Raw genomic sequence first — 18463 nt, 5'->3', positions numbered from 1 at the left:
ACTCATTGTGATCGAAATCAAAGTACCGGAATTAGCAGAGTCCATTACGGAAGGAACGGTCGCGTCGTGGCTTAAACAGCCAGGCGACCATGTTGAAAAAGGGGAAGCCATCGTCGAACTCGAGACGGACAAAGTCAACATCGAAGTGCCGGCCGATGAGTCGGGCACGCTCGACGAGCAATTGGCGGCCGAAGGGGACACGGTCCAAGTCGGACAAGTGATCGCTCGCCTCAGCTCAGGTTCGGGTGGCGGCACGGCTGTCGCGACGAAGACAAAAACGGAAGCGGCGACAGAGACAGCTCCGGCACCGGCCGAGACGAAAACAGAGGAAGTCGGCGAAGCGAAGAAAGTTGAACGCCGTGAAGAGCACGTCGCGAGCCCAGGCAAAGGACCGATTGCGACACCGGCGGCCCGTAAATTGGCCCGTGAAAAAGGCATCGACTTGTCGGCCATCCAAACGAACGACCCGATCGGCCGCATCAACGTCCATGATGTGACGAACCACGAGTCGAAACCGGCACCGACACAAGCACCACAAGCGCCAAAAGCACCGGCAGCGGCACCGCAACCGGCAGCGAGCGGCAAAGATGAAGAGCGCATCAAAATGACGCGTCGTCGTCAAACGATTGCCAACCGCCTCGTCGAAGTGCAACAGACGGCAGCGATGTTGACGACGTTCAATGAAATCGATATGTCGGCCGTCATGGCGCTCCGCAAACGTCGCCAAGAGAAGTTCGTCAAAGATAACGACGTCAAACTCGGCTTCATGTCGTTCTTCACGAAAGCGGCCGTCGCGGCGCTCAAACGGATGCCATACTTGAACGCTGAGATTCAAGGCAACGAGATCGTCTTGAAGAAATACTATGACATCGGCATCGCCGTGTCGGCTCCGGACGGCCTCGTCGTCCCGGTCGTCCGCGAAGCGGATCGCAAAAACTTCGGTGAGATCGAGAAAGACATCTTGCACCTCGCCGATAAAGCCCGCAACAACAAGCTCGGGTTGAGCGACCTCACAGGTGGCACGTTCACGATCACGAACGGTGGCGTCTTCGGCTCACTCTTGTCGACACCGATCTTGAACGGACCACAAGTCGCCATCCTCGGGATGCACTCGATTCAACTCCGTCCGATTGCCATCGACGCGGAAACGATGGAGAACCGTCCGATGATGTACGTGGCCCTCTCGTATGACCACCGCATCGTCGACGGTCGTGAGGCTGTGACGTTCCTCAAACACATCAAAGACATGATTGAAGACCCAGAACAATTGTTGTTCGAAGCGTAATACAAGCAGGTCCATGCCGACGAGCGGCATGGACCTTTTCTTATGCGATGAGCGTCTCATCGAGCGTGATTTGATTTTTTCCGTTCGCTTTGGAGCGGTAGAGCGCCTGGTCCGCCCGTTCGATGGCGGCGTGCGGCACCGTTTCTGTCTGCCAGAGCGAGGCGCCGATACTGGCCCCGACGCTTGTCGTCCCGCTTTCAATGGCGATCGGCTTGGACAGGGACGCGATAATGTCTTCGCCGATGCGTGTGATGGAGTGTCCGTTCTGTCCGTTCCGTTCGAACAAGAGGAAGAACTCGTCACCGCTCAAACGGACCGGATAGGACCCATCGAGCGTCACTCGTTTCAATCGCTCGGCAATCTTAATCAAGACGTCATCCCCGGCGGCGTGCCCGTATGTATCGTTGATCGCTTTGAAACCGTCGAGATCGATATAGAAACAGACGTATTCGTTCTTTGTCGCCTGGGCTTCGTTCAAATAGTGACGAAGCGCCGTCCGATTGGCGAGCCCGGTCAAGACGTCGCGATGGGCGAGCGACTCGTAATGGACCCGTTCCGTCTCGGATTCGGTGAGTGACGTGACGAGCGATTCTAAGGCGAAAGCGAGCGACTCGATCTCATGAATCCCTGATTGGTGTGGGAACGTCTTCGCTTTGCCTTGTTTCATGAGAGCTGCCGTCTCGGTGATCCGTTTTAGCGGTCGGGTCACGACTGAGGCGAGGAGCCAACCGAGGATGGCCGTCACGAACGAGGCGACGAGGCCGATCGATAAGATGTTCCGCTCGAGTGAGGCGACCGGGGCGAAGGCGACCTCGGCCGGTTGGCGGACGACGACACTCCAGTCGAGGCCGGCGTAATCTTCATACCCTTCTCCGGTGGCGACGCCGGTCAAATAGGATTTTCCGTCCGCCCACGTGTCGACGTGCCATCCGTCGTCTAGTTTCGTCGGGAGCGGTTTCCCGACGAGATGGTCCGGGCCGAGCAACACGGTGTTGTCGCGTCCGCTGACGACGAATAGGTCGGTATACTCGGACTGATGGTGGAGCGTCCGGTTGAAGTGGCGGAGTACTTCCTTCCCCCATTCCCAACTTAGGTGAGTCGCAAGCACGCCTTGGAAGGCCCCGTCACGGAACAGCGGGACACTGATGTCGACGAACTGAAGGACTTCGCCGGTCGGGTTCGGCAACAGCTCCGCGAGCAATACGGCCTCGTGGACATCCCCGATGAACGGCTCATCCTGGGCTTCTAGAAAGACAGGGCGTTCGCTGATTGAAGCGCCTTCTAATATTCCATTCGTCGAAGCGACGACGTTCCCCGACGCATCGGTCACGCCCATCCATGAGAAAGCGGGGATGTTCGTTTGGACCTGGTCGAGCAGGGCCCGGCTCGAGGCGGGTTCGTTCAAGGCGTCGAGTCCTTGGAGCAATTGGATCTCTTGATAGCGCGACCACATGTAGAAGTCGAGCTTATCGACGAGCTGGTGTGACGTCATCGACAACCGTTCCCCGATCTCTGCTTCGAGTGAGGCGGCGGAGCGTTGGCTGGTCATGTACGTTAGCGTGATGGTGAGCAAAAAGACGAGTGTGGCGATGCTGAGCGCCAAGATCAGGCCGAGGCGCATCGAAAATGATTTCATGAACAAATTCCTCCTACAGTGACAATCTCCACTCTGTTCATCGTCATCTTTGCCGTGACATGAAGCGAAGTTACGAAAAAACAAGGGTGATTTCGTGGAAACAGATAGCGCTTTCGTTATAATGAAAGACGAATCGATACAAATAGAGGTGAGACAAATGAAACAGAATAAACTATTGGTCATCGCGACGCTGCTCGCGGTCGCCCTCGTGGCCGTCGTGGTCGTTCTCTTGAACCGGCCGGCCGAACAAGCGGAGACGGCGGCACCGGTAAAGGCAGAGCATGTGTCGACCGAAGGACAGCCGACGCTCGGAGATGCGGACGCACCCGTCTCGGTCGTCGAGTTCGGGGATTATAAATGCCCGTCTTGTAAACAGTGGGGTGAGACGGTCTATCCGAAGTTGAAGCAAGACTATATCGACACAGGGAAAATCAGTTTCAGCTACATCAACGTCCTGTTCCACGGACAAGAGTCGATTTTGGCATCGCTTGCGTCAGAGTCGGTGTATAAACAAGACCCGGACGCGTTCTGGGATTTCCATAAGGCGCTCTATGACGCGCAACCGGCGAGTCAGCAGCACGACGAGGCATGGGTCACGGTCGAGCGGTTGACAGAGATTGCGAGCGAGACGACATCGGTCGACGTGGCGAAGCTCGAGGACGATTTAAGTGAGAACTCGACGGTGCTCGACCAAGTGAGCCTCGATGACGGGCTCGTCAAAGAGCACGGTGTCCAGTTCACCCCTTCAATCATGATCAACGGGGTCATGCTCGAAGACCCGTTTGACTATGAGACGATTGAGCGGTTGATCGAGCAAGGCACACCATGAAGCAGTCGTTCTTGACCCGTTATGGTCTCTATCTCGCTTGGCTCGTCGCCCTCGCAGCGACGCTCGGCAGTCTTTACTTCAGTGAGATTCGCGAGTTCGTGCCATGTGAGCTTTGCTGGATTCAACGCATCTTCATGTATCCGCTCGTCATCCTGCTCGGCGTTGCCGTGTTCACGGACGACCGGGCGGTGAAGAAGTATGTATTGCCGCTGTCGATGATCGGCGGTCTCGTTTCTTTGTACCACTACTTGGTCCAAAAAGTGCCCGGGTTCGCCGACATCAAACCGTGTGTCGCAGGCGTACCTTGTAACGTGCAGTACATCAATTGGTTCGGGTTCGTGACGATCCCGTTCCTTGCCTTGACGGCATTTACTTTAATCACGCTCCTCGTTTGGCGCGTGAAACGCAACTGACAACGAAGGAGATGGAACGTGTGAAGAAATGGATGCTTTTCGGGCTGATCAGCCTCATGGTGGTGCTCGCTGCATGCGGCAACGAAATCGAAGACCCGCTCAACTGGGAGATCGAGTCGTTCAATTATATGAATCAAAATGAAGAGATGGTCAGTCTTGATGATTTGAAAGGGAAGGTATGGATGGCCGACTTCGTGTTCACAAACTGTGAGACGGTCTGTCCACCGATGACGTACAATATGACAAAGCTCAATGAGGCGCTCGTTGAGGAAGGTGTCGAGGATGTCCAGTTCGTGTCGTTCAGCGTCGACCCGACCGTCGACACGCCAGATAAAATCAAAGAGTTCATGGCAAACTACGACTTGGCACAGGCCGACTGGCAGTTCTTGACGGGCTACTCGCAGGAGGAGATCGAGGCATTCGCGCAACAGAACTTCAAGGCGCTCGTTCGTAAACCGGCAGAGGGCACGCAAGTCGATCACGGGACATCCTTCTACCTCGTCGACCAAGACGGGAAGATCATCAAAGTGTATCCCGGTTTCCAAGAGGTACCGCTCGAGGATATCGTGAACGATATTAAGATTTTACAAGAATCATGAGACGGCCATGTGCCGTCTTTTTCTGTATTCAAAAACAGGGAAATCGGCGCTAGTACCGTATAATGAAAACGTAGAGGAGTGGATGAACATGAAGAAGACATTATTATTTTCATTGATGGGCATGGCAGCCGTGACGGGGACCGTGCTCACCCAATATAAACCGCTCGGGAAAAAGCCGAAAACGCTACGATCGCCGAACCTCGTGAACGGCAAGTTTCGCAATCAGCTCGAGACGCCGATGCGGTTTTCAACGGACGACATGATCTCGATGTCGAAGGAATATTTGAACCCGGACTCGCTTCGGAAACCGAGTGAGCGGTTGCCGGTTGTCCCAATCGACTTCAGCGAGAAACTCGGCTCGAGCTTCACCCGCATCTATTGGCTCGGCCATTCGGCGATGCTCGTCCAAATGGACGGCAAGACGATGCTCGTCGACCCGATGTTCGGCCGGAGCCCGTCGCCGCTCCCGTTCGCGAAGAACGAGCGGTTCAGCGAGGACTTGCCGTTCGAGCTCAACGACTTACCAGATATCGATGTCGTCCTGCTCACGCATGACCATTACGATCATTTGGACTATGCGACGATTCAAACAATCAAAGACAAGGTCGCGGTCTTCATCGTCCCGCTCGGTGTCGGTAGCCACTTGAAACGGTGGGGCGTCGGGGCGGAACGCATCGTCGAACGCGATTGGGGCGAGACGTACAACTTCGGGCCATGGACGTTCGTCTGCACGCCGGCTCGGCATTTCTCGGGCCGCTCGCTCACTGACCGCAACGCGACGCTCTGGGCGTCATGGGTCGTCCTCGGTGAGACGGATCGCCTGTTCTTCAGTGGGGACGGTGGATACGGGCCGCACTTTAAAGAGATTGGTGATGCGTACGGACCGTTCGACTTCGCAGCGCTCGAGTGCGGCCAATACGACGAGCGTTGGCCGGACGTGCATATGCAACCGACTGAGACGGCACAGGCGTTCCGTGACGTGCGGGCCGACAAGATGCTCCCGATCCATTGGGGCGCGTTCACGTTATCGTTCCATGCCTGGTTCGACCCAGCTGAGCAGATGGTGGGGCTCTTACCACGAGAGGACGTGCTCACGCCACGAATCGGTGAGCGGATCACGCTCGACGGACGGAACGACACGACCAACTGGTGGCGTGACATCGAAGACATGAACAAGCGGTGACCGAATTCGGTCACCGCTTTTGTCACGAAGAGAGGCGTTCGGCCTCGTCCGTTTCGATATGAAGTTTGTGTTTGCGCGTGTAGACGAGGAACGCACCCGTCATGAGGATCGAGCTGATCCCGAACAAGACGACCATGAGCTGTAAGCCGATCAAGTCGAGGAAGAAGCCAGTGACGAGCAACACGACTTGGAAGACGATTCGGTCGAGCATGTTCCGGAACGAGAAGAAGCGGCCGTGATAGTCTTTCGGCATCCGTGTCTGGAAAATCGTCACGGCCGTCGGGAAGAAGCAGCCGACCGAGAAGCCGAACAAGACGAATGCGGCGATCGAGACGGCCGGGATGTCGGCGAAGTAAAGCATGAGCTGGGCGACCCCAATCAAAAACGAGAACGTGAACAAGATGGAGAACACGGAGAACTTCTCACCGATCCGTTTGATGAGGAACGCACCGACCATGAAGGCAATCCCTTCGGCCGTGTAAATCCATCCTTTGATCGCCGTCGAGTCCTGCAGCTCGCTAATGTTGATGACGAGCAAGTTGAACCCGCCGATAAAGAGGAGCGGGATGAGCGTCATGACGAGCGTCATAAAGATGACCGGAATCGATTTGATGATCGGAAAGACGTCCTTGAACCCGCCGGACGACTTGGCGTCCACTTTCTTCGCAGACGGGACGGTCGTCTCGTCGATCTTCAAGAACCACGTCGCGACGGCGAGAAGCAGATAAGCGACAAGCGAGAGCGCGTAGACGTCCCGAAGTGAGATGAGCGTGAGCAAGATGCCGGCGATGGCCGTCCCGATGACACGCGACAGCGTCGACACGTTCATATGCACCCCGTTCAAGGCGAGCAACTCCCGTTCTTTGACGATGAGCGGGATGGCCGCCTGGAGCGCCGGGAAGTAGAACGCGGCCGACCCTTGCAGGAAGACGAGGAAGACGACCATCCACAGCACGCTTCCCGTCTCGATGGCGACGAACATGAACAGGACGCTCAGCGCCCGGACAATACTTGAGATGAGCATGATTTTCTTTTTCGAGCCTTGGTCGGTGAGTCGACCGGCGAGCGGCCCGATGGCGACCCCGGCGAGCAATCCGCCAGCGAGGATGAGCGCCTTGACGAAGTCAGACGGCACTTTCTCCTGCATGAACTCCAAGTTGCCGATGATGCCGAGCCAAAGCCCGAGACCGGCGACGAACTCCCCGGTCAAGATGATCCAGACGTTGCGATTTTTCCACATATGGTTAAGTCCTCGATTCTTATTAGCTAATAATAATTATCCTTCAGAACGATTTAGAAAGCTACAAAAAAGAAGCCGGGATTCGGCTTCTTTCAAATCAGATATCGCAGTTGTCGTCCGTGCACGTCGCACCGCCTGAGAGCACTTGAAGCGTCGGTGCCGATTCGGCCCACGTCTTCTCAAGCACTTGTGTGAACGCCTCGGTCGGTTGCGCACCAGAGACGCCATATTTTCCGTCAAAGACGAAGAACGGGACGCCGGTGATGCCGAGGTCGCTTGCACGCTTCTCTTCAGCGCGAACGTCTTCCGTGTATACGTCTGAAGCGAGCACGTCTTTCACGGCGTCAGCATCGAGTCCGACACTTGTCGCGATCTCGACGAGGACGTCGTGGTCGCCGATATGTTTCGCATCGACGAAATACGCCTTGAGGAGCGCTTCTGACAATGCTTTCTCTTTTCCGACCGTCTTCGCATAGTGCGTCAACCGGTGCGAGTCGAGTGTGCCCGTGACGACCATGTTGTCGAAATCGTACTCAAGTCCGACGGTGCGGGCCTGGGCGGCGACTTGTGCCGTCGTACCTTTTGCCTGCTCGAGCGGCATGCTGTATTTCTTCGCGAGTGCTTCGTAAATCGAACGCGAGTCGGTCGTCGGGGCGTTCGGGTCGAGCTCGAAACTCTTGAACTCCACTTCGACGTTGTCCGCGTGCGGGAACTGTTCGAGCGCCTCTTCTAGACGGCGCTTGCCGATATAACAGAACGGGCAGACATAGTCTGACCAAACTTCAATTTTCATATTTAATCCCTCCTACAGTCAGTGTAGGATGTCTTGAATTTGAAGTAAATGAATGTGCTCACGAAATAAGCCCTCACGAGGAGGACTTAAAAGACGTACCAGAACACGCAAACGAAGTGGGCGAAACTGCCGAACAAGATGAACAAATGGAACACCTCGTGGAAGCCCCAACCGCGCCAGTTGACGAACTTCGGCTTGAAGCCGTAGATGAGCCCGCCAATCGTGTACATGAAACCGCCAAGCAATAGCCAAAAGATGCCGGCGTTGCCGATGACGTCATGAAGCGGTCCGATGAAGAACACCGATAACCAGCCCATGCCGATATAAAGTGCCGTCGACAAGAAGCGTGGCGCGTGGAACCAGACGAGCTTGAAGATGATGCCGAACAAGGCGAGCGCGTGGACGGTGCCGAACAACACCCAACGTGTCGGTCCCTCAAGCGCAAGCAACGTGAGCGGGGCGTATGTCCCGGCGATCAAGGCGTAAATCATCGCATGATCGATTCTCCGGAAAAAGGCGATGACTTTCGGCGAGGCGATGATGCTGTGGTACAGGCCGGACGACAAATAGAGGAAGACGAGGCTAATCCCAAACAAGATCGCAGCCATGATGGCGAGCGGCGACCCGAGCAGAGACGCTTTCACCGTCATCGCAATCAACGCGATGAACGCGAGCACGGCCCCGGCCAAATGGGTCAGTGCATTAATCGGTTCCCGAAAAATCGAATTCATGTAAAAACACTCCTTATCACGTCATGTAGTATCCATAACTACATGATAAGCTGTATACGGAAGAACAACAAGGTTTTTGTTTCGACAAATTGAGTTTGTCCGTATACTGAAGGGGAGGTGATTCGATGAAACCGCACGAGATTGTAGAGACGGAAGGGACGTTGCCGAAACAGGTGCTCCCGACGATCGACTTATATATGGACCAAGTCATCCAGCTGTTCGAGCAACATTACGGCAAGATGAAACGAAGCGACGATGAGACGATTTTGACGAAGACGATGATCAACAACTACGCCAAGGGCAAGTTGTTCCATCCTGTCAAAAACAAGAAATACACGAACGAGCACTTGATGTTGCTCAGCCTGATTTACGAGATGAAAGGATTGCTCTCGATCAATGACATCAAAGAGACGCTCCGGCCGTTGAACGAGTCGGACGAAGGTTTCTCGCTCGAGGACTTCTATGACGCGTACCAGGTTCAGAAAGAGCAGAACATGCAGGCGTTCGAGGCGCAAGCCGAGACGCTCCTCGCCAACGTGCGCACGAACGAGACGAACGGCATCCAACAGTCGCTCGCCATCGCCTCGGCCGTCCATATGAGCCACTTGTTCCAACGGCTCGCCGAACAATTGATTGATGAAGGCAAATGAAAACGGCCCACGATTCAGACGAATCGTGGGCCATTTTTCATTAGTTGTTGATGTACTTCTCGAACACGTCACCGAAGTCTTTGCGGTTCCACTCGTGATAGTGACCTTTGAGCCAGTCGAAGCTTTGTTCGTTCAATTCCTTGAACGTCGACGCCACGTTCATGTCGCCTTGGCGGAGTCCGCTCAAAATCGACACCGAATGCGTGAGTGACGCGTTGGCATACTCCATCATCTTCCGGCCTTCACGTTGCTTCTCAGCGATGGCGAGGAGCGATTTGTACAAGTCTTTCACATGCTCGATTTGTTTCTTGTTCACGTCGATCGAGTACGGCTTGTCGCCGATGGTGAACTTGATCTCGACGTCCATGTCGACCGTACCGGCCGTCTCGAACATGACGTTATTCAATGGGAAATGGGCGTAAGGATAACGGTACAAGACGCGTTTCGAACTCATCGCACTCGTCCCGTCGAGGTGGATCATCGCCAAGTTTGTGAAGCAGTACTCGTCCGATTTCGATTTGATCAAGAAATAAATCTTCTCGTTGTCCTCATGCAGGACGTAATCATCCGAATCCGCTTTATCGAAATCTTTCGGGTCGATGACTTCGCCGATATCGCTGAAGCCCGTCAAATCAGAAGCTAGTTTTTTGAACATGTACAATCTCTCCTCAGTAGTGGATTTTGTGCATCTCGTTCGGGTCAGACCCGGTCCGCTCGTCGCGGTTGAGTCCGTCGATCGCGTGCATCTCTTCTTTCGTCAACGTGAAGTCGAATACCTCTATATTCTCGCGAATCCGGCTCGGCGTGACCGATTTCGGAATGACGGCGACGCCGTTCTGCAAGTGCCAACGCAAGATGACTTGAGCCGGCGACTTCCCGTACTTATCAGCGATCTCGGTGATGACCGGATCCTCGAGCGCCTCACGCCCTTTCATGAGCGGGCTCCACGCCTGGATTTGAATATCGTACCGCTGGCAGAACGCAATCAACTCTTTTTGGGACAAGTATGGGTGGATCTCGACTTGGTTCACCGCCGGGACGATCGAGCACGACTGGATGATCTGTTCGAGGTGGCTGATCTCAAAGTTCGAGACCCCGATGGCCCGAACCTTGCCTTCCTCATACAACTGTTCGAGCGCTTTATACGTCTCGACGAACTTGCCGAAGCGCGGCATCGGCCAGTGAATCAAGAACAAGTCGACATATTCGAGCCCGAGCCGGTCGAGGCTATCTTGGAACGCTTGGAGTGCCTCGTCATAGCCGTGGAACTCGTTCCACAGTTTCGTCGTCACGAAGATGTCTTCCCGCGGGACGCTTGACTCGCGAATCGCTTGGCCGACGCTCTCCTCATTTTGATAGATGGCCGCCGTGTCGATTAACCGATAGCCGGCATCAAGCGCCGCTTTGACCGTGTCGACCGTGACCGCACCGTCTTCCACTTTGTACACGCCGAGTCCGAGCATCGGCAGTTTCACATCATTGTTGAGTGTTGTCCATTCCATAAATTGATTCCCTCCCTCTCACCTCTTACGTTACCGAAAATCGTCCGGAAGTGAAAGCGAAAGCTACAGCCGAATGCTTTCGCCGTGCGCCTTGATCACGATTTGATCACGTTCAAGCTTTGCCGCGGCGACGAGTCGCTCATACGGCTCCTCGACGGGTTCGTAGGATAAGACGAACGTGTCCCAATGCATCGGGAAGAAGCGTTTCGCGCCGCTCTGTTTGAACATCGTCCATGCCTGCTCCGGGGTGCAATGCGCTTCCTCGAACGACTCGGGTTGATAGGCACCGATCGGAAAAAAGGCGAGGTCGATCGGCTCTTTGTTCGCGAGCCCGTTGAACGATTCGGTGTACGCCGTATCCCCGGCGAACAGCATGCGAACGCCTTTATATTTCAAGACGTAGCCGTTATAGCCCATATGTTTGTCCCATGGGAAACGATTGCCCCAGTGGGCGACAGGGATCGCTTGGACGTGGAGCCCGTTCGCGAGCATCAATTTGTCGTGTGGGTGCATCTCGAGCGTCTGTAAGCTCGGATATTTACGTAACAGTTTGCTCGTGCCCGGGGCCGAGATGACGACCGTATCGCGGGTGATGAGCCGCTTCAGGCTCTTATGGTCGAAGTGGTCCATATGGGCGTGACTGAGCAAGATGACGTCGACGTGCCCGATCTCCTCGATCGAGAGGGCGGGGGCGGTATGGCGTTTCATCCCGAACGTGACCGGGCCGACGTGGACCCCAATCCGGTTCGAGAACACCGGATCGGTCAAAATCTTTAATCCGTACCAATGGATGAGCACGGTCGAATGACCGACCCAGGTGGCGCCGACCATCGTCTCATCGAACGAGGCGAGGTCCGGCTTGACCGTCGGGACTTTGAAGGCGGGGCGAGGCAGTCTTTGTTTGAATCGTGTATATAAGAACGTACCGACGCTCGCTAGGACAGCGCTCGGGACGAGTAGGTTTCGTAATTTCATGTCAGTCACCTCATCATCTTAGTTGGTTTAATCATACCGCTCGCGTGACGCGCTTGCATCCGCCGGAAGGTGTAGAAAAAATGGGAGATTGTGGGGCACCCCTTGCGAATCCGCTTTCAATTTGGTACGGTTGCAATAACTTAGGAAAGGAAGGTACCCGTTGCCATGAAAAAGTCACACGCCCTCAACTGATGAAACGAATCATCACTGTTCGCACGAACAGTCACGGGTGAAGTGTGTCCAATTTCAGGCGACGGGGGTAACCCTTCTTTCCGCTTGACCGGAGCTCTTCACACCATCGCTTTTGAGCGGATGGTGTTTTTTGTTTCATCGCGTATCCGAACAATTAGCGAGGTGAAACAATATGTTATCAATCCAACAAGTCCGGTTCGACCACGACCGGCAACCATTATTCAACAACGTCTCGTTCGACGTGGCGGCAGCAGAACGGGCCATCTTATTCGGACAGAACGGGTCCGGCAAGACGACGCTGTTCAAGCTGCTTATCGGCGAGCTGACCCCACAGGCAGGTGCAATCGACGTCTTAGGTTCGGTCGGTGTCGTCGAACAGACGGTGTTTGATGGAGAAGAGACTGCGCTGGACTACGTCATGCAAGGCGACCCGCAGCGCTATCCGCTCTACATGGATGTCACATCAGGTGACACGGCGCGCGTGCTTGAAGCATACGACGAGGCGCTCGCAACTGACGCCTTCGGACTCGAGCTTGAGGCGAGACAAGCGCTCAAACGGCTCGGTCTCGACGCACAGGACTCGATCCGGCTCCGAGAGTTGAGCGGCGGTGAACAGACACGGGCCCAACTTGCTCGGCTCACGATGCAACACGTCGATATCGTCCTCTTAGACGAGCCGACGAACCATCTCGATGTCGACTCAATCGAGTGGCTGACGCGCTGGGTGAACGAGTTTCCGGGTACGGTGCTCGCCATCTCCCACGACCGCCAGTTCATCGACGATGTCGCGACGGTCATCCTTGAATTAGACGAAGGGAAAGTCGTCCGCTATCCTGGCAACTACACGGCCTATAAACACCAGAAGGCCGAGGAACGGGTACGCGATGAGCGGGCCCATGCCCGCTACGTAGCGCGGAAGTCGGAACTGCTCGATATGATCGCCCAATATAAGGGGTGGCATTTGAAAGCGAAAGCGACGGCGAGCGTGCGGAGTCCCGGCGCGCAAAAAGGCGCGGCGAACCTCGCCGTCAAAATGAAAGCAAGGGAACGTAAGCTCGAGCAACTCGAAGGTTCTCGGCCCGATCGACCGAAAGATGCGGCCCACGTCTCCGTCCGTTTCCAAGCCGACCCGCTCGAGGCGAAGACGTGGATCACGGTCGACGACGTCTCGTTCGGTTACGAGGAACCCCTCTTTGAGCACCTCTCGTTCACGGTGAACCGGGGTGACCGCATCTCCATCGTCGGTCCGAACGGAAGTGGGAAGACGACGCTTTTGAAACTATTGATCGGCGAACTCGCACCGGAGGCAGGGGACATCAAGCGTCACCCGAAACTGAAGGTTGGCTATTTCTCGCAGACGCTCGCACGATTGCCGAAGGGAGGGACGTTGCTCGACGCACTCCTCGCCGAGAGTGACATCACAGAGACGGAGGCACGGACGCTTTTGGCGCACTTCTTATTCCGCCGCGATGAGGTGTATAAGCCGATCCGTGACGCGAGCATGGGGGAGAAGTGCCGCATCGCCTTCCTCATCCTCTACTTCTCGGATGCGGATGTGCTCGCGCTCGATGAGCCGACGAACTATTTGGATGTGGCGACACGGGCGCAAATCGAAGCCGCACTCGACGTATATCGGGGCGGGTTGATCCTTATCTCGCACGACCGGACGTTTCATCGATTGACGGACCGGACGATCGAGCTCGGAAAGACGGTGCGCGTCCTTGAGTCGGGTGATACAAAACCTCCGGTCGACGTCGGCGCGACGCTGCGGACGCTCGAGACGCTGACGAGCGAGCCGCAAATTTTCTTCGACGAGGCAGGAAACGGGATCCCTCTTGCCGAATCGGAGAAGGGACGAAACAAATAGGGGTGGAAGAACATGAAAGAAGAAGTACGGGTATCACGGGCAGCGTCACGGAAACGGAAACGGTTTTGGCAATCAGCGACGGTGGTGTTGTTGATCGCCTCGCTCATCGGAGTCATCGCTTTCGCGGCGCTCATGGACTCGAAGAAGTCGGCGTTGCCGGAGACGGACGACATCGCGACCGAATCGGTCAACAGTGAGACGGAAGCGACAGAGGAGACCGAGGCGGAAGCAGAGGCTGACGAGACCGACGGGGTGTTCGTCTATATCGCGGCGCCGTATACGAAAGTGTTCGCCGATGACCGGGTGACGGTCATCTATGAGGCCGACCTCGGCGACCGTTTCGAACAACTCGAGGCCGTCAGTGGTTTCGTCAAGCTCCAATTGAACGAGCGGACGATCGGTTGGGTGACGGAAGCGCAAGTGACGAAAGAAGCGACGAGTGTCTCGGACGAAGATGTGACCGCGGCCTGGAAAACGGTCGTCCCTACGGCCGACCCGGCGACGCTTGAATGGCTCGGACAAGATATCTCGAGCGTCCGCGCCACGCTCGGTGCCCCGAAAGCCGTCCAGCGTGACCAAGTGAACGAATATCATTTCTATGACGGTTTCTTCTTGATGGTGCGTGACCAGCAGGTGAAGGCGATCGACTGGGACCGCCAAGCGGTCGCGACGCCTGATATGACGGCGACGAGCAGTCAAAGCGCCGGCAGTTGGTATGAGGGCGAGACGCGACAATTGAAGTTGTTCCCATATGACGGGGTCATGCGGGTCCGGCTCGAACAAAAATAATGACGATCGTCGAGAGGACATCCCTTTCGACGATTGTTTTTTATGTATTCATTCAAACGTACGTTTGAATGTTAAAGGAGAAAGGTATAGAATGAAAGGGAGAGGAGGGGATGGTATGGGTGCACATCACGATCACCACGGACATGACCACCATCATCACCATACGACGAACCAACGGGCGTTATTCTGGTCGTTCGTCCTGATTGCGACGTTTATGGTCGTCGAGGTCATCGGCGGATTATGGACGAACAGTTTGGCGCTCTTGTCGGATGCGGGCCACATGCTCAGTGACGCAGCCGCGCTCGGTCTCAGTTTTCTCGCCGTGCGGTTCGGGGCACGGCAGGCGACGCCGGAGCGCACGTTCGGCTATCGACGGTTCGAGATTTTGGCGGCATTCGTCAACGGATTGACGCTGCTCGTCATATCCATCTACATTATCATCGAGGCGTATCAGCGCTTGTTCGCCCCACCTGAGATTTTGAGCGGGGGCATGCTCACGGTCGCCATCATCGGGCTGCTCGTCAACGTACTCGCGGCCTGGCTGCTCATGCGGGGGGAACGTGACAACTTGAACGTCCGCAGTGCACTGTTGCACGTGTTCGGCGATTTGCTCGGCTCGGTCGGTGCCATCACGGCGGCCGTGTTGATCATGGCGTTCGGTTGGACGCTTGCCGACCCGATCGCGAGTCTATTCGTCGCTGTCCTGATTTTATTGAGCGGCTACCGCGTGACGAGGGAGGCGATCCATATTTTGATGGAAGGGACACCCGACCAAATCGACGTCGTGGCGATGCAACGTGAGCTCGGTGGCGTCGATGGCGTCAAAGAAGTCCATGACTTACATGTCTGGTCAATCTCATCGAACGAATTCGCCGTCACGTGCCACGTCTTGATCGAGGCGGACACGGACGACCAGCGCGTCTTGCGTGAGGTGACAAAACGAATCCGTCAGTTTGCCACGTTCGAGCGTTCGACCGTTCAAATCGAACGGGAAGCGCAATGTTGCGAAGAACGGACGATCTGGTAAATGAAGAAGCGGTCCCTGACAGATGTCAGGGACCGCTTGTTCGTTATGGTTTCAAGACGACTTTGACGCAGTCGTCGAGATGATCATTAAAGATTTTGTAGGCGTCGGCCGCTTGTTCGAGCGGCAAGCGGTGCGTGATGATGTCGGTCGGGTCGAACTTCTTGTCGACGATCATTTGGAACAGCTCGGGCATATAGTGGATGACCGGGGCTTGTCCGGTCTTCAATGTGACGTTGCGTGTGAAGAAGTCGCCCATCGGGAACTGGTTGTAGTTCATCGGATAGACGCCGGTCAATTGGACGATACCGAACTTACGGACGGCTTCCTTGGCGACTTTGATGGCGCTGAGCGTGCCACCTTGGACCATGAGTTTCTGCTCGACTTTCTCGATCGGTGATTTCTTCCCGTCAATCCCGACACAGTCGACGACGATATCGGCGCCGCCACCCGTGATCTCGCGGATGTATTTGCCGGTTTCGACCGGGTCTTTCAACAGGACGGTCTCGACGTTGTTCGACAGCTTGGCCCGATTCAAACGATAGATTTCGGGGTCGACGGCGATGACACGTTTGGCGCCGCGCACCCAGGCGAGCTTTTGCGTCATCAGACCGACCGGCCCCGAACCGAGGACGACGACCGTGTCGCCAGCCTTCATACCCGCGTTGTCTAGACTCCACCACGCCGTCGGGATGACGTCCGATAAGAACAGGAGCGCCTCGTCATCGAGCTCGCACGACTCCGGGATGACGAGCGGCATGAAGTTTCCATACGGTACTTTTAAGTACTCGGCTTGACCGCCGGGATGGTTCCCGAACTGCTCGGTGTAACCGAACAACCCGCCGGCGTCGGTGTGCGGGGCATGGTTCGAGTTGTCGCACTGGCTCTCCATGTCGTTCTCACAATAGAAGCAATGGCCGCACGAGACGTTGAACGGCAAGACGACGCGGTCGCCTTTTTTGACCTTTGTCACGTCCGGTCCGACTTCTTCGACGATGCCCATCGGTTCGTGCCCGATGATGAATCCGTGTCGGGTCGGCATGTTGCCCTGATAGATGTGCAGGTCCGACCCGCAGATGGCCGTCGATGTGATCTTGACAATAATCTCTTCCCGATTCTCGATCTCCGGGTCTTTCACATCCTTGACCTCAATGTTCTTCGTTCCTTGATAGGTAACAGCACGCATATGTCCACTTCCTCCTTTTTTCAAAAAACAGGTAAGTCACAACATGGATACTGTACCCGCACGAGGTGCATGCGAATCCGATTTTTGGGGAAAATAGGAAAAGGGGCTCACTGAGGAGCCCCGGTCCCAGCGACGTCGATGACGACGATCTCTGGTGGATTGAACACGCGCGGTACGCTGACGCTGTAGTTGAAGCCGCGACCGATGACGTGGGTGAACGTCTCGTGCTCATATAGACCGCCGGCATACTTCGGGAAGAAGCCTTGGTCCGGCGCGTACAGCCCGTTCAATAAATAGGGAATTCGAACCTGTCCGCCGTGGGCATGGCCTGAGAGTACGAGGTCAAACGGTAAGGCGGCGTACGTCTCGACCTGCTCGGCCCGATGTGACAAGAGCAGACTGAACGCCGTCTCCGTGTCGACATCACCGAGTGAGGTCAATGCCGTCTCTTCCCAGCTGCCGTGGATGTTTTCCGTATACGTCCGCAATGGGTCCTCGAGTCCGCCGACGAGGACGTCGACGCCGTTGACATTGATTGACGCGGTCTCGTTCTCGAGCACGGTCACACCATAGGAGCGAAATACGTCCTTGACGTCGTGGCGGACGAAATCGTCCGAGCCGTCGATCTCATGATTGCCGGTCACGAAATACATCGGCGCGATCCCTTGTAGCCCCTCGATCAATTCGAACGAGGCGTCGGGGGAGCGGAAGCGGTCGAGGATATCACCGGGCAGGGCGATCAAATCCGGTGCTTGGTCTCGTACTTTATCGATCAAGACGCGCTGGTCGTCCCCGTACGAGTAGCCGTGTAAGTCCGACAGCAGGACGACTCGGAACGATTGTCCTGCCTCGAGCTTGTCCGACTCGACCGCATAATTGCGGACGGTCAGGCCGTTATAGAAGGCGGCGAGAAGAAATGCGACCCCGAGGCCGAACGTCACAAATTTTCGTTTTCCTTTGAACATCATCCGCCTCCTCTCCTTGTCTATCGTTCCTTCATTCTACTCCGTAGAGTAGGGAGACGCAAAAAAAAGCCCGCTCGGAAGCGGGCCATCGAATTATGCTGCTTTGGCAGTCAACTTGACGTCGACGTTGCCGCGTGTCGCTTTCGAGTACGGGCAAACTTGGTGTGCCGCTTCGACGAGACGTTCCGCCGTCGCTTGATCCACACCTTTGATCTCGACTTCGAGTTCGACCGAGATGAAGAAGCCTTCATCGTCTTGGTTGAGCGTCACGTGTCCTGTGACGTTCGTGCCATCTGTTTTAATACGTTCTTTGCCGATAACGAGGTTCAAGGCGCTACCGAAACATGCCGCGTAACCCGCTGCGAAGAGTTGCTCCGGGTTCGTCGCTTCATCCGCGTGTTTTGAGCCAGGCATTGAGACGTTTAAGTCGATGACGCCGTCCGTCGATGTAACGCGACCTTCGCGGCCACCGATTGCAGTTGCTGAAGCTGTGAATAATGGTTTCATGATTCAATTCCTCCATTTCGTTTTTAGGCAATTAAGTTGTGCACAATCTAATTATAGGGCAGTCAAACAGATAAGCAAGTGATATGCTTGTCCTAAG

The 18463-nt window shown here is 55.6% G+C and carries 19 protein-coding genes; 9 read left to right on the top strand and 10 right to left on the bottom strand.

Annotated features, from left to right (window positions below):
- The first annotated feature begins 7 nt into the window (after nt 1-7).
- Nucleotides 8-1285 (top strand): 2-oxoglutarate dehydrogenase complex dihydrolipoyllysine-residue succinyltransferase, encoded by a 1278-nt coding sequence (odhB, locus tag KNP75_RS10350; RefSeq protein ID WP_214825127.1) that lies wholly within the window; start codon nt 8-10, stop codon nt 1283-1285.
- 40 nt (nt 1286-1325) lie between these two features.
- On the opposite strand, the gene KNP75_RS10345 is transcribed toward odhB, so the two are convergent.
- Nucleotides 1326-2921: a diguanylate cyclase domain-containing protein gene (locus KNP75_RS10345; RefSeq protein ID WP_034776674.1), complete on the bottom strand. Its 1596-nt coding sequence runs from the start codon at nt 2919-2921 to the stop codon at nt 1326-1328.
- A 157-nt stretch (nt 2922-3078) separates the two neighbouring features.
- Here KNP75_RS10345 and KNP75_RS10340 point away from each other — a divergent pair, with 157 nt between their 5' ends.
- From KNP75_RS10340 to KNP75_RS10325, 4 genes are all read left to right on the top strand, one after another.
- Nucleotides 3079-3750 carry a DsbA family protein gene (locus KNP75_RS10340; RefSeq protein WP_034776675.1) on the top strand — a complete coding sequence of 224 codons (672 nt, stop codon included), beginning with the start codon at nt 3079-3081 and terminating at the stop codon, nt 3748-3750.
- Nucleotides 3747-4163 carry a disulfide oxidoreductase gene (locus KNP75_RS10335; RefSeq protein WP_214752441.1) on the top strand — a complete coding sequence of 139 codons (417 nt, stop codon included), beginning with the start codon at nt 3747-3749 and terminating at the stop codon, nt 4161-4163. Before KNP75_RS10340 ends, KNP75_RS10335 begins: the two co-directional genes overlap by 4 nt.
- An 11-nt stretch (nt 4164-4174) precedes the next feature.
- The gene (locus KNP75_RS10330) at nt 4175-4762 is read left to right on the top strand and encodes an SCO family protein (protein WP_034776677.1); all 588 of its coding nucleotides are present in this window, start codon (nt 4175-4177) and stop codon (nt 4760-4762) included.
- Between the two features lie 88 nt (nt 4763-4850).
- Nucleotides 4851-5945, top strand: coding sequence for an MBL fold metallo-hydrolase (locus KNP75_RS10325; protein WP_034776678.1), 1095 nt, complete (start codon nt 4851-4853; stop codon nt 5943-5945).
- Between the two features lie 22 nt (nt 5946-5967).
- On the opposite strand, the gene KNP75_RS10320 is transcribed toward KNP75_RS10325, so the two are convergent.
- The 3 genes from KNP75_RS10320 to trhA all read right to left on the bottom strand — a co-directional run bounded on the left by KNP75_RS10320 (nt 5968) and on the right by trhA (nt 8709).
- Nucleotides 5968-7185, bottom strand: a complete 1218-nt coding sequence (locus KNP75_RS10320; RefSeq protein ID WP_034776679.1) for an MFS transporter — start codon at nt 7183-7185, stop codon at nt 5968-5970.
- Nucleotides 7186-7282: 97 nt separating this feature from the next.
- Entirely contained in the window at nt 7283-7978 is a 696-nt protein-coding gene (locus KNP75_RS10315; RefSeq protein ID WP_034776681.1) for a DsbA family oxidoreductase, read from the bottom strand.
- A gap of 86 nt (nt 7979-8064) precedes the next feature.
- Nucleotides 8065-8709, bottom strand: coding sequence for a PAQR family membrane homeostasis protein TrhA (gene trhA, locus KNP75_RS10310; protein WP_214752445.1), 645 nt, complete (start codon nt 8707-8709; stop codon nt 8065-8067).
- 125 nt (nt 8710-8834) lie between these two features.
- On the opposite strand from trhA, the gene KNP75_RS10305 reads away from it, so the two are divergent.
- Nucleotides 8835-9359: a DUF1836 domain-containing protein gene (locus tag KNP75_RS10305; RefSeq protein WP_034776685.1), complete on the top strand. Its 525-nt coding sequence runs from the start codon at nt 8835-8837 to the stop codon at nt 9357-9359.
- Nucleotides 9360-9399: 40 nt separating this feature from the next.
- Here the strand turns inward: KNP75_RS10305 and KNP75_RS10300 are convergent, their stop codons facing one another.
- The 3 genes from KNP75_RS10300 to KNP75_RS10290 form a co-directional block, all read right to left on the bottom strand.
- Nucleotides 9400-10014, bottom strand: coding sequence for a PH domain-containing protein (locus KNP75_RS10300; protein ID WP_021066768.1), 615 nt, complete (start codon nt 10012-10014; stop codon nt 9400-9402).
- 13 nt (nt 10015-10027) lie between these two features.
- Nucleotides 10028-10861 (bottom strand): aldo/keto reductase, encoded by an 834-nt coding sequence (locus KNP75_RS10295; protein WP_214752447.1) that lies wholly within the window; start codon nt 10859-10861, stop codon nt 10028-10030.
- 63 nt (nt 10862-10924) lie between these two features.
- A complete protein-coding gene (locus tag KNP75_RS10290; protein WP_215190331.1) occupies nt 10925-11836 on the bottom strand; it encodes an MBL fold metallo-hydrolase in 912 nt (303 codons plus the stop codon).
- Nucleotides 11837-12200: 364 nt separating this feature from the next.
- Here KNP75_RS10290 and abc-f point away from each other — a divergent pair, with 364 nt between their 5' ends.
- The 3 genes from abc-f (at nt 12201) to KNP75_RS10275 (ending at nt 15711) form a co-directional block, all read left to right on the top strand.
- Nucleotides 12201-13895, top strand: a complete 1695-nt coding sequence (gene abc-f, locus KNP75_RS10285; protein ID WP_215190330.1) for a ribosomal protection-like ABC-F family protein — start codon at nt 12201-12203, stop codon at nt 13893-13895.
- Nucleotides 13896-13907: 12 nt separating this feature from the next.
- A complete protein-coding gene (locus KNP75_RS10280; RefSeq protein WP_034776691.1) occupies nt 13908-14684 on the top strand; it encodes a hypothetical protein in 777 nt (258 codons plus the stop codon).
- A gap of 115 nt (nt 14685-14799) precedes the next feature.
- Nucleotides 14800-15711 carry a cation diffusion facilitator family transporter gene (locus KNP75_RS10275; protein ID WP_215190329.1) on the top strand — a complete coding sequence of 304 codons (912 nt, stop codon included), beginning with the start codon at nt 14800-14802 and terminating at the stop codon, nt 15709-15711.
- A gap of 43 nt (nt 15712-15754) precedes the next feature.
- Here KNP75_RS10275 and KNP75_RS10270 read toward each other — a convergent pair whose 3' ends face one another.
- The 3 genes from KNP75_RS10270 to KNP75_RS10260 all read right to left on the bottom strand — a co-directional run bounded on the left by KNP75_RS10270 (nt 15755) and on the right by KNP75_RS10260 (nt 18366).
- The gene (locus KNP75_RS10270; RefSeq protein WP_034776693.1) at nt 15755-16894 is read right to left on the bottom strand and encodes a zinc-dependent alcohol dehydrogenase; all 1140 of its coding nucleotides are present in this window, start codon (nt 16892-16894) and stop codon (nt 15755-15757) included.
- 107 nt (nt 16895-17001) lie between these two features.
- Nucleotides 17002-17859 (bottom strand): metallophosphoesterase, encoded by an 858-nt coding sequence (locus KNP75_RS10265; RefSeq protein WP_215190328.1) that lies wholly within the window; start codon nt 17857-17859, stop codon nt 17002-17004.
- A 93-nt stretch (nt 17860-17952) separates the two neighbouring features.
- The gene (locus KNP75_RS10260; protein WP_021066776.1) at nt 17953-18366 is read right to left on the bottom strand and encodes an organic hydroperoxide resistance protein; all 414 of its coding nucleotides are present in this window, start codon (nt 18364-18366) and stop codon (nt 17953-17955) included.
- Nucleotides 18367-18463: the final 97 nt, after the last annotated feature.

This window comes from Exiguobacterium sp. s6, assembly GCF_018618155.1.
Taxonomy (GTDB): domain Bacteria; phylum Bacillota; class Bacilli; order Exiguobacteriales; family Exiguobacteriaceae; genus Exiguobacterium; species Exiguobacterium mexicanum_A.
The sequence above is the reverse complement of the archived record's forward strand: the minus strand, read 5'-3'. Positions and strand labels throughout refer to the sequence as shown.

Bases quoted from the DNA above. Each gene is read 5' to 3' on its own strand.
- KNP75_RS10345 (WP_034776674.1), bottom strand. From the start codon at position 2,921: ATGAAATCATTTTCGATGCGCCTCGGCCTGATCTTGGCGCTCAGCATC.
- KNP75_RS10340 (WP_034776675.1), top strand. From the start codon at position 3,079: ATGAAACAGAATAAACTATTGGTCATCGCGACGCTGCTCGCGGTCGCC.
- KNP75_RS10335 (WP_214752441.1), top strand. From the start codon at position 3,747: ATGAAGCAGTCGTTCTTGACCCGTTATGGTCTCTATCTCGCTTGGCTC.
- KNP75_RS10330 (WP_034776677.1), top strand. From the start codon at position 4,175: ATGGAACGTGTGAAGAAATGGATGCTTTTCGGGCTGATCAGCCTCATG.
- KNP75_RS10325 (WP_034776678.1), top strand. From the start codon at position 4,851: ATGAAGAAGACATTATTATTTTCATTGATGGGCATGGCAGCCGTGACG.
- KNP75_RS10320 (WP_034776679.1), bottom strand. From the start codon at position 7,185: ATGTGGAAAAATCGCAACGTCTGGATCATCTTGACCGGGGAGTTCGTC.
- KNP75_RS10315 (WP_034776681.1), bottom strand. From the start codon at position 7,978: ATGAAAATTGAAGTTTGGTCAGACTATGTCTGCCCGTTCTGTTATATC.
- trhA (WP_214752445.1), bottom strand. From the start codon at position 8,709: ATGAATTCGATTTTTCGGGAACCGATTAATGCACTGACCCATTTGGCC.
- KNP75_RS10305 (WP_034776685.1), top strand. From the start codon at position 8,835: ATGAAACCGCACGAGATTGTAGAGACGGAAGGGACGTTGCCGAAACAG.
- KNP75_RS10300 (WP_021066768.1), bottom strand. From the start codon at position 10,014: ATGTTCAAAAAACTAGCTTCTGATTTGACGGGCTTCAGCGATATCGGC.
- KNP75_RS10295 (WP_214752447.1), bottom strand. From the start codon at position 10,861: ATGGAATGGACAACACTCAACAATGATGTGAAACTGCCGATGCTCGGA.
- KNP75_RS10290 (WP_215190331.1), bottom strand. From the start codon at position 11,836: ATGAAATTACGAAACCTACTCGTCCCGAGCGCTGTCCTAGCGAGCGTC.
- abc-f (WP_215190330.1), top strand. From the start codon at position 12,201: ATGTTATCAATCCAACAAGTCCGGTTCGACCACGACCGGCAACCATTA.
- KNP75_RS10280 (WP_034776691.1), top strand. From the start codon at position 13,908: ATGAAAGAAGAAGTACGGGTATCACGGGCAGCGTCACGGAAACGGAAA.
- KNP75_RS10275 (WP_215190329.1), top strand. From the start codon at position 14,800: ATGGGTGCACATCACGATCACCACGGACATGACCACCATCATCACCAT.
- KNP75_RS10270 (WP_034776693.1), bottom strand. From the start codon at position 16,894: ATGCGTGCTGTTACCTATCAAGGAACGAAGAACATTGAGGTCAAGGAT.
- KNP75_RS10265 (WP_215190328.1), bottom strand. From the start codon at position 17,859: ATGTTCAAAGGAAAACGAAAATTTGTGACGTTCGGCCTCGGGGTCGCA.
- KNP75_RS10260 (WP_021066776.1), bottom strand. From the start codon at position 18,366: ATGAAACCATTATTCACAGCTTCAGCAACTGCAATCGGTGGCCGCGAA.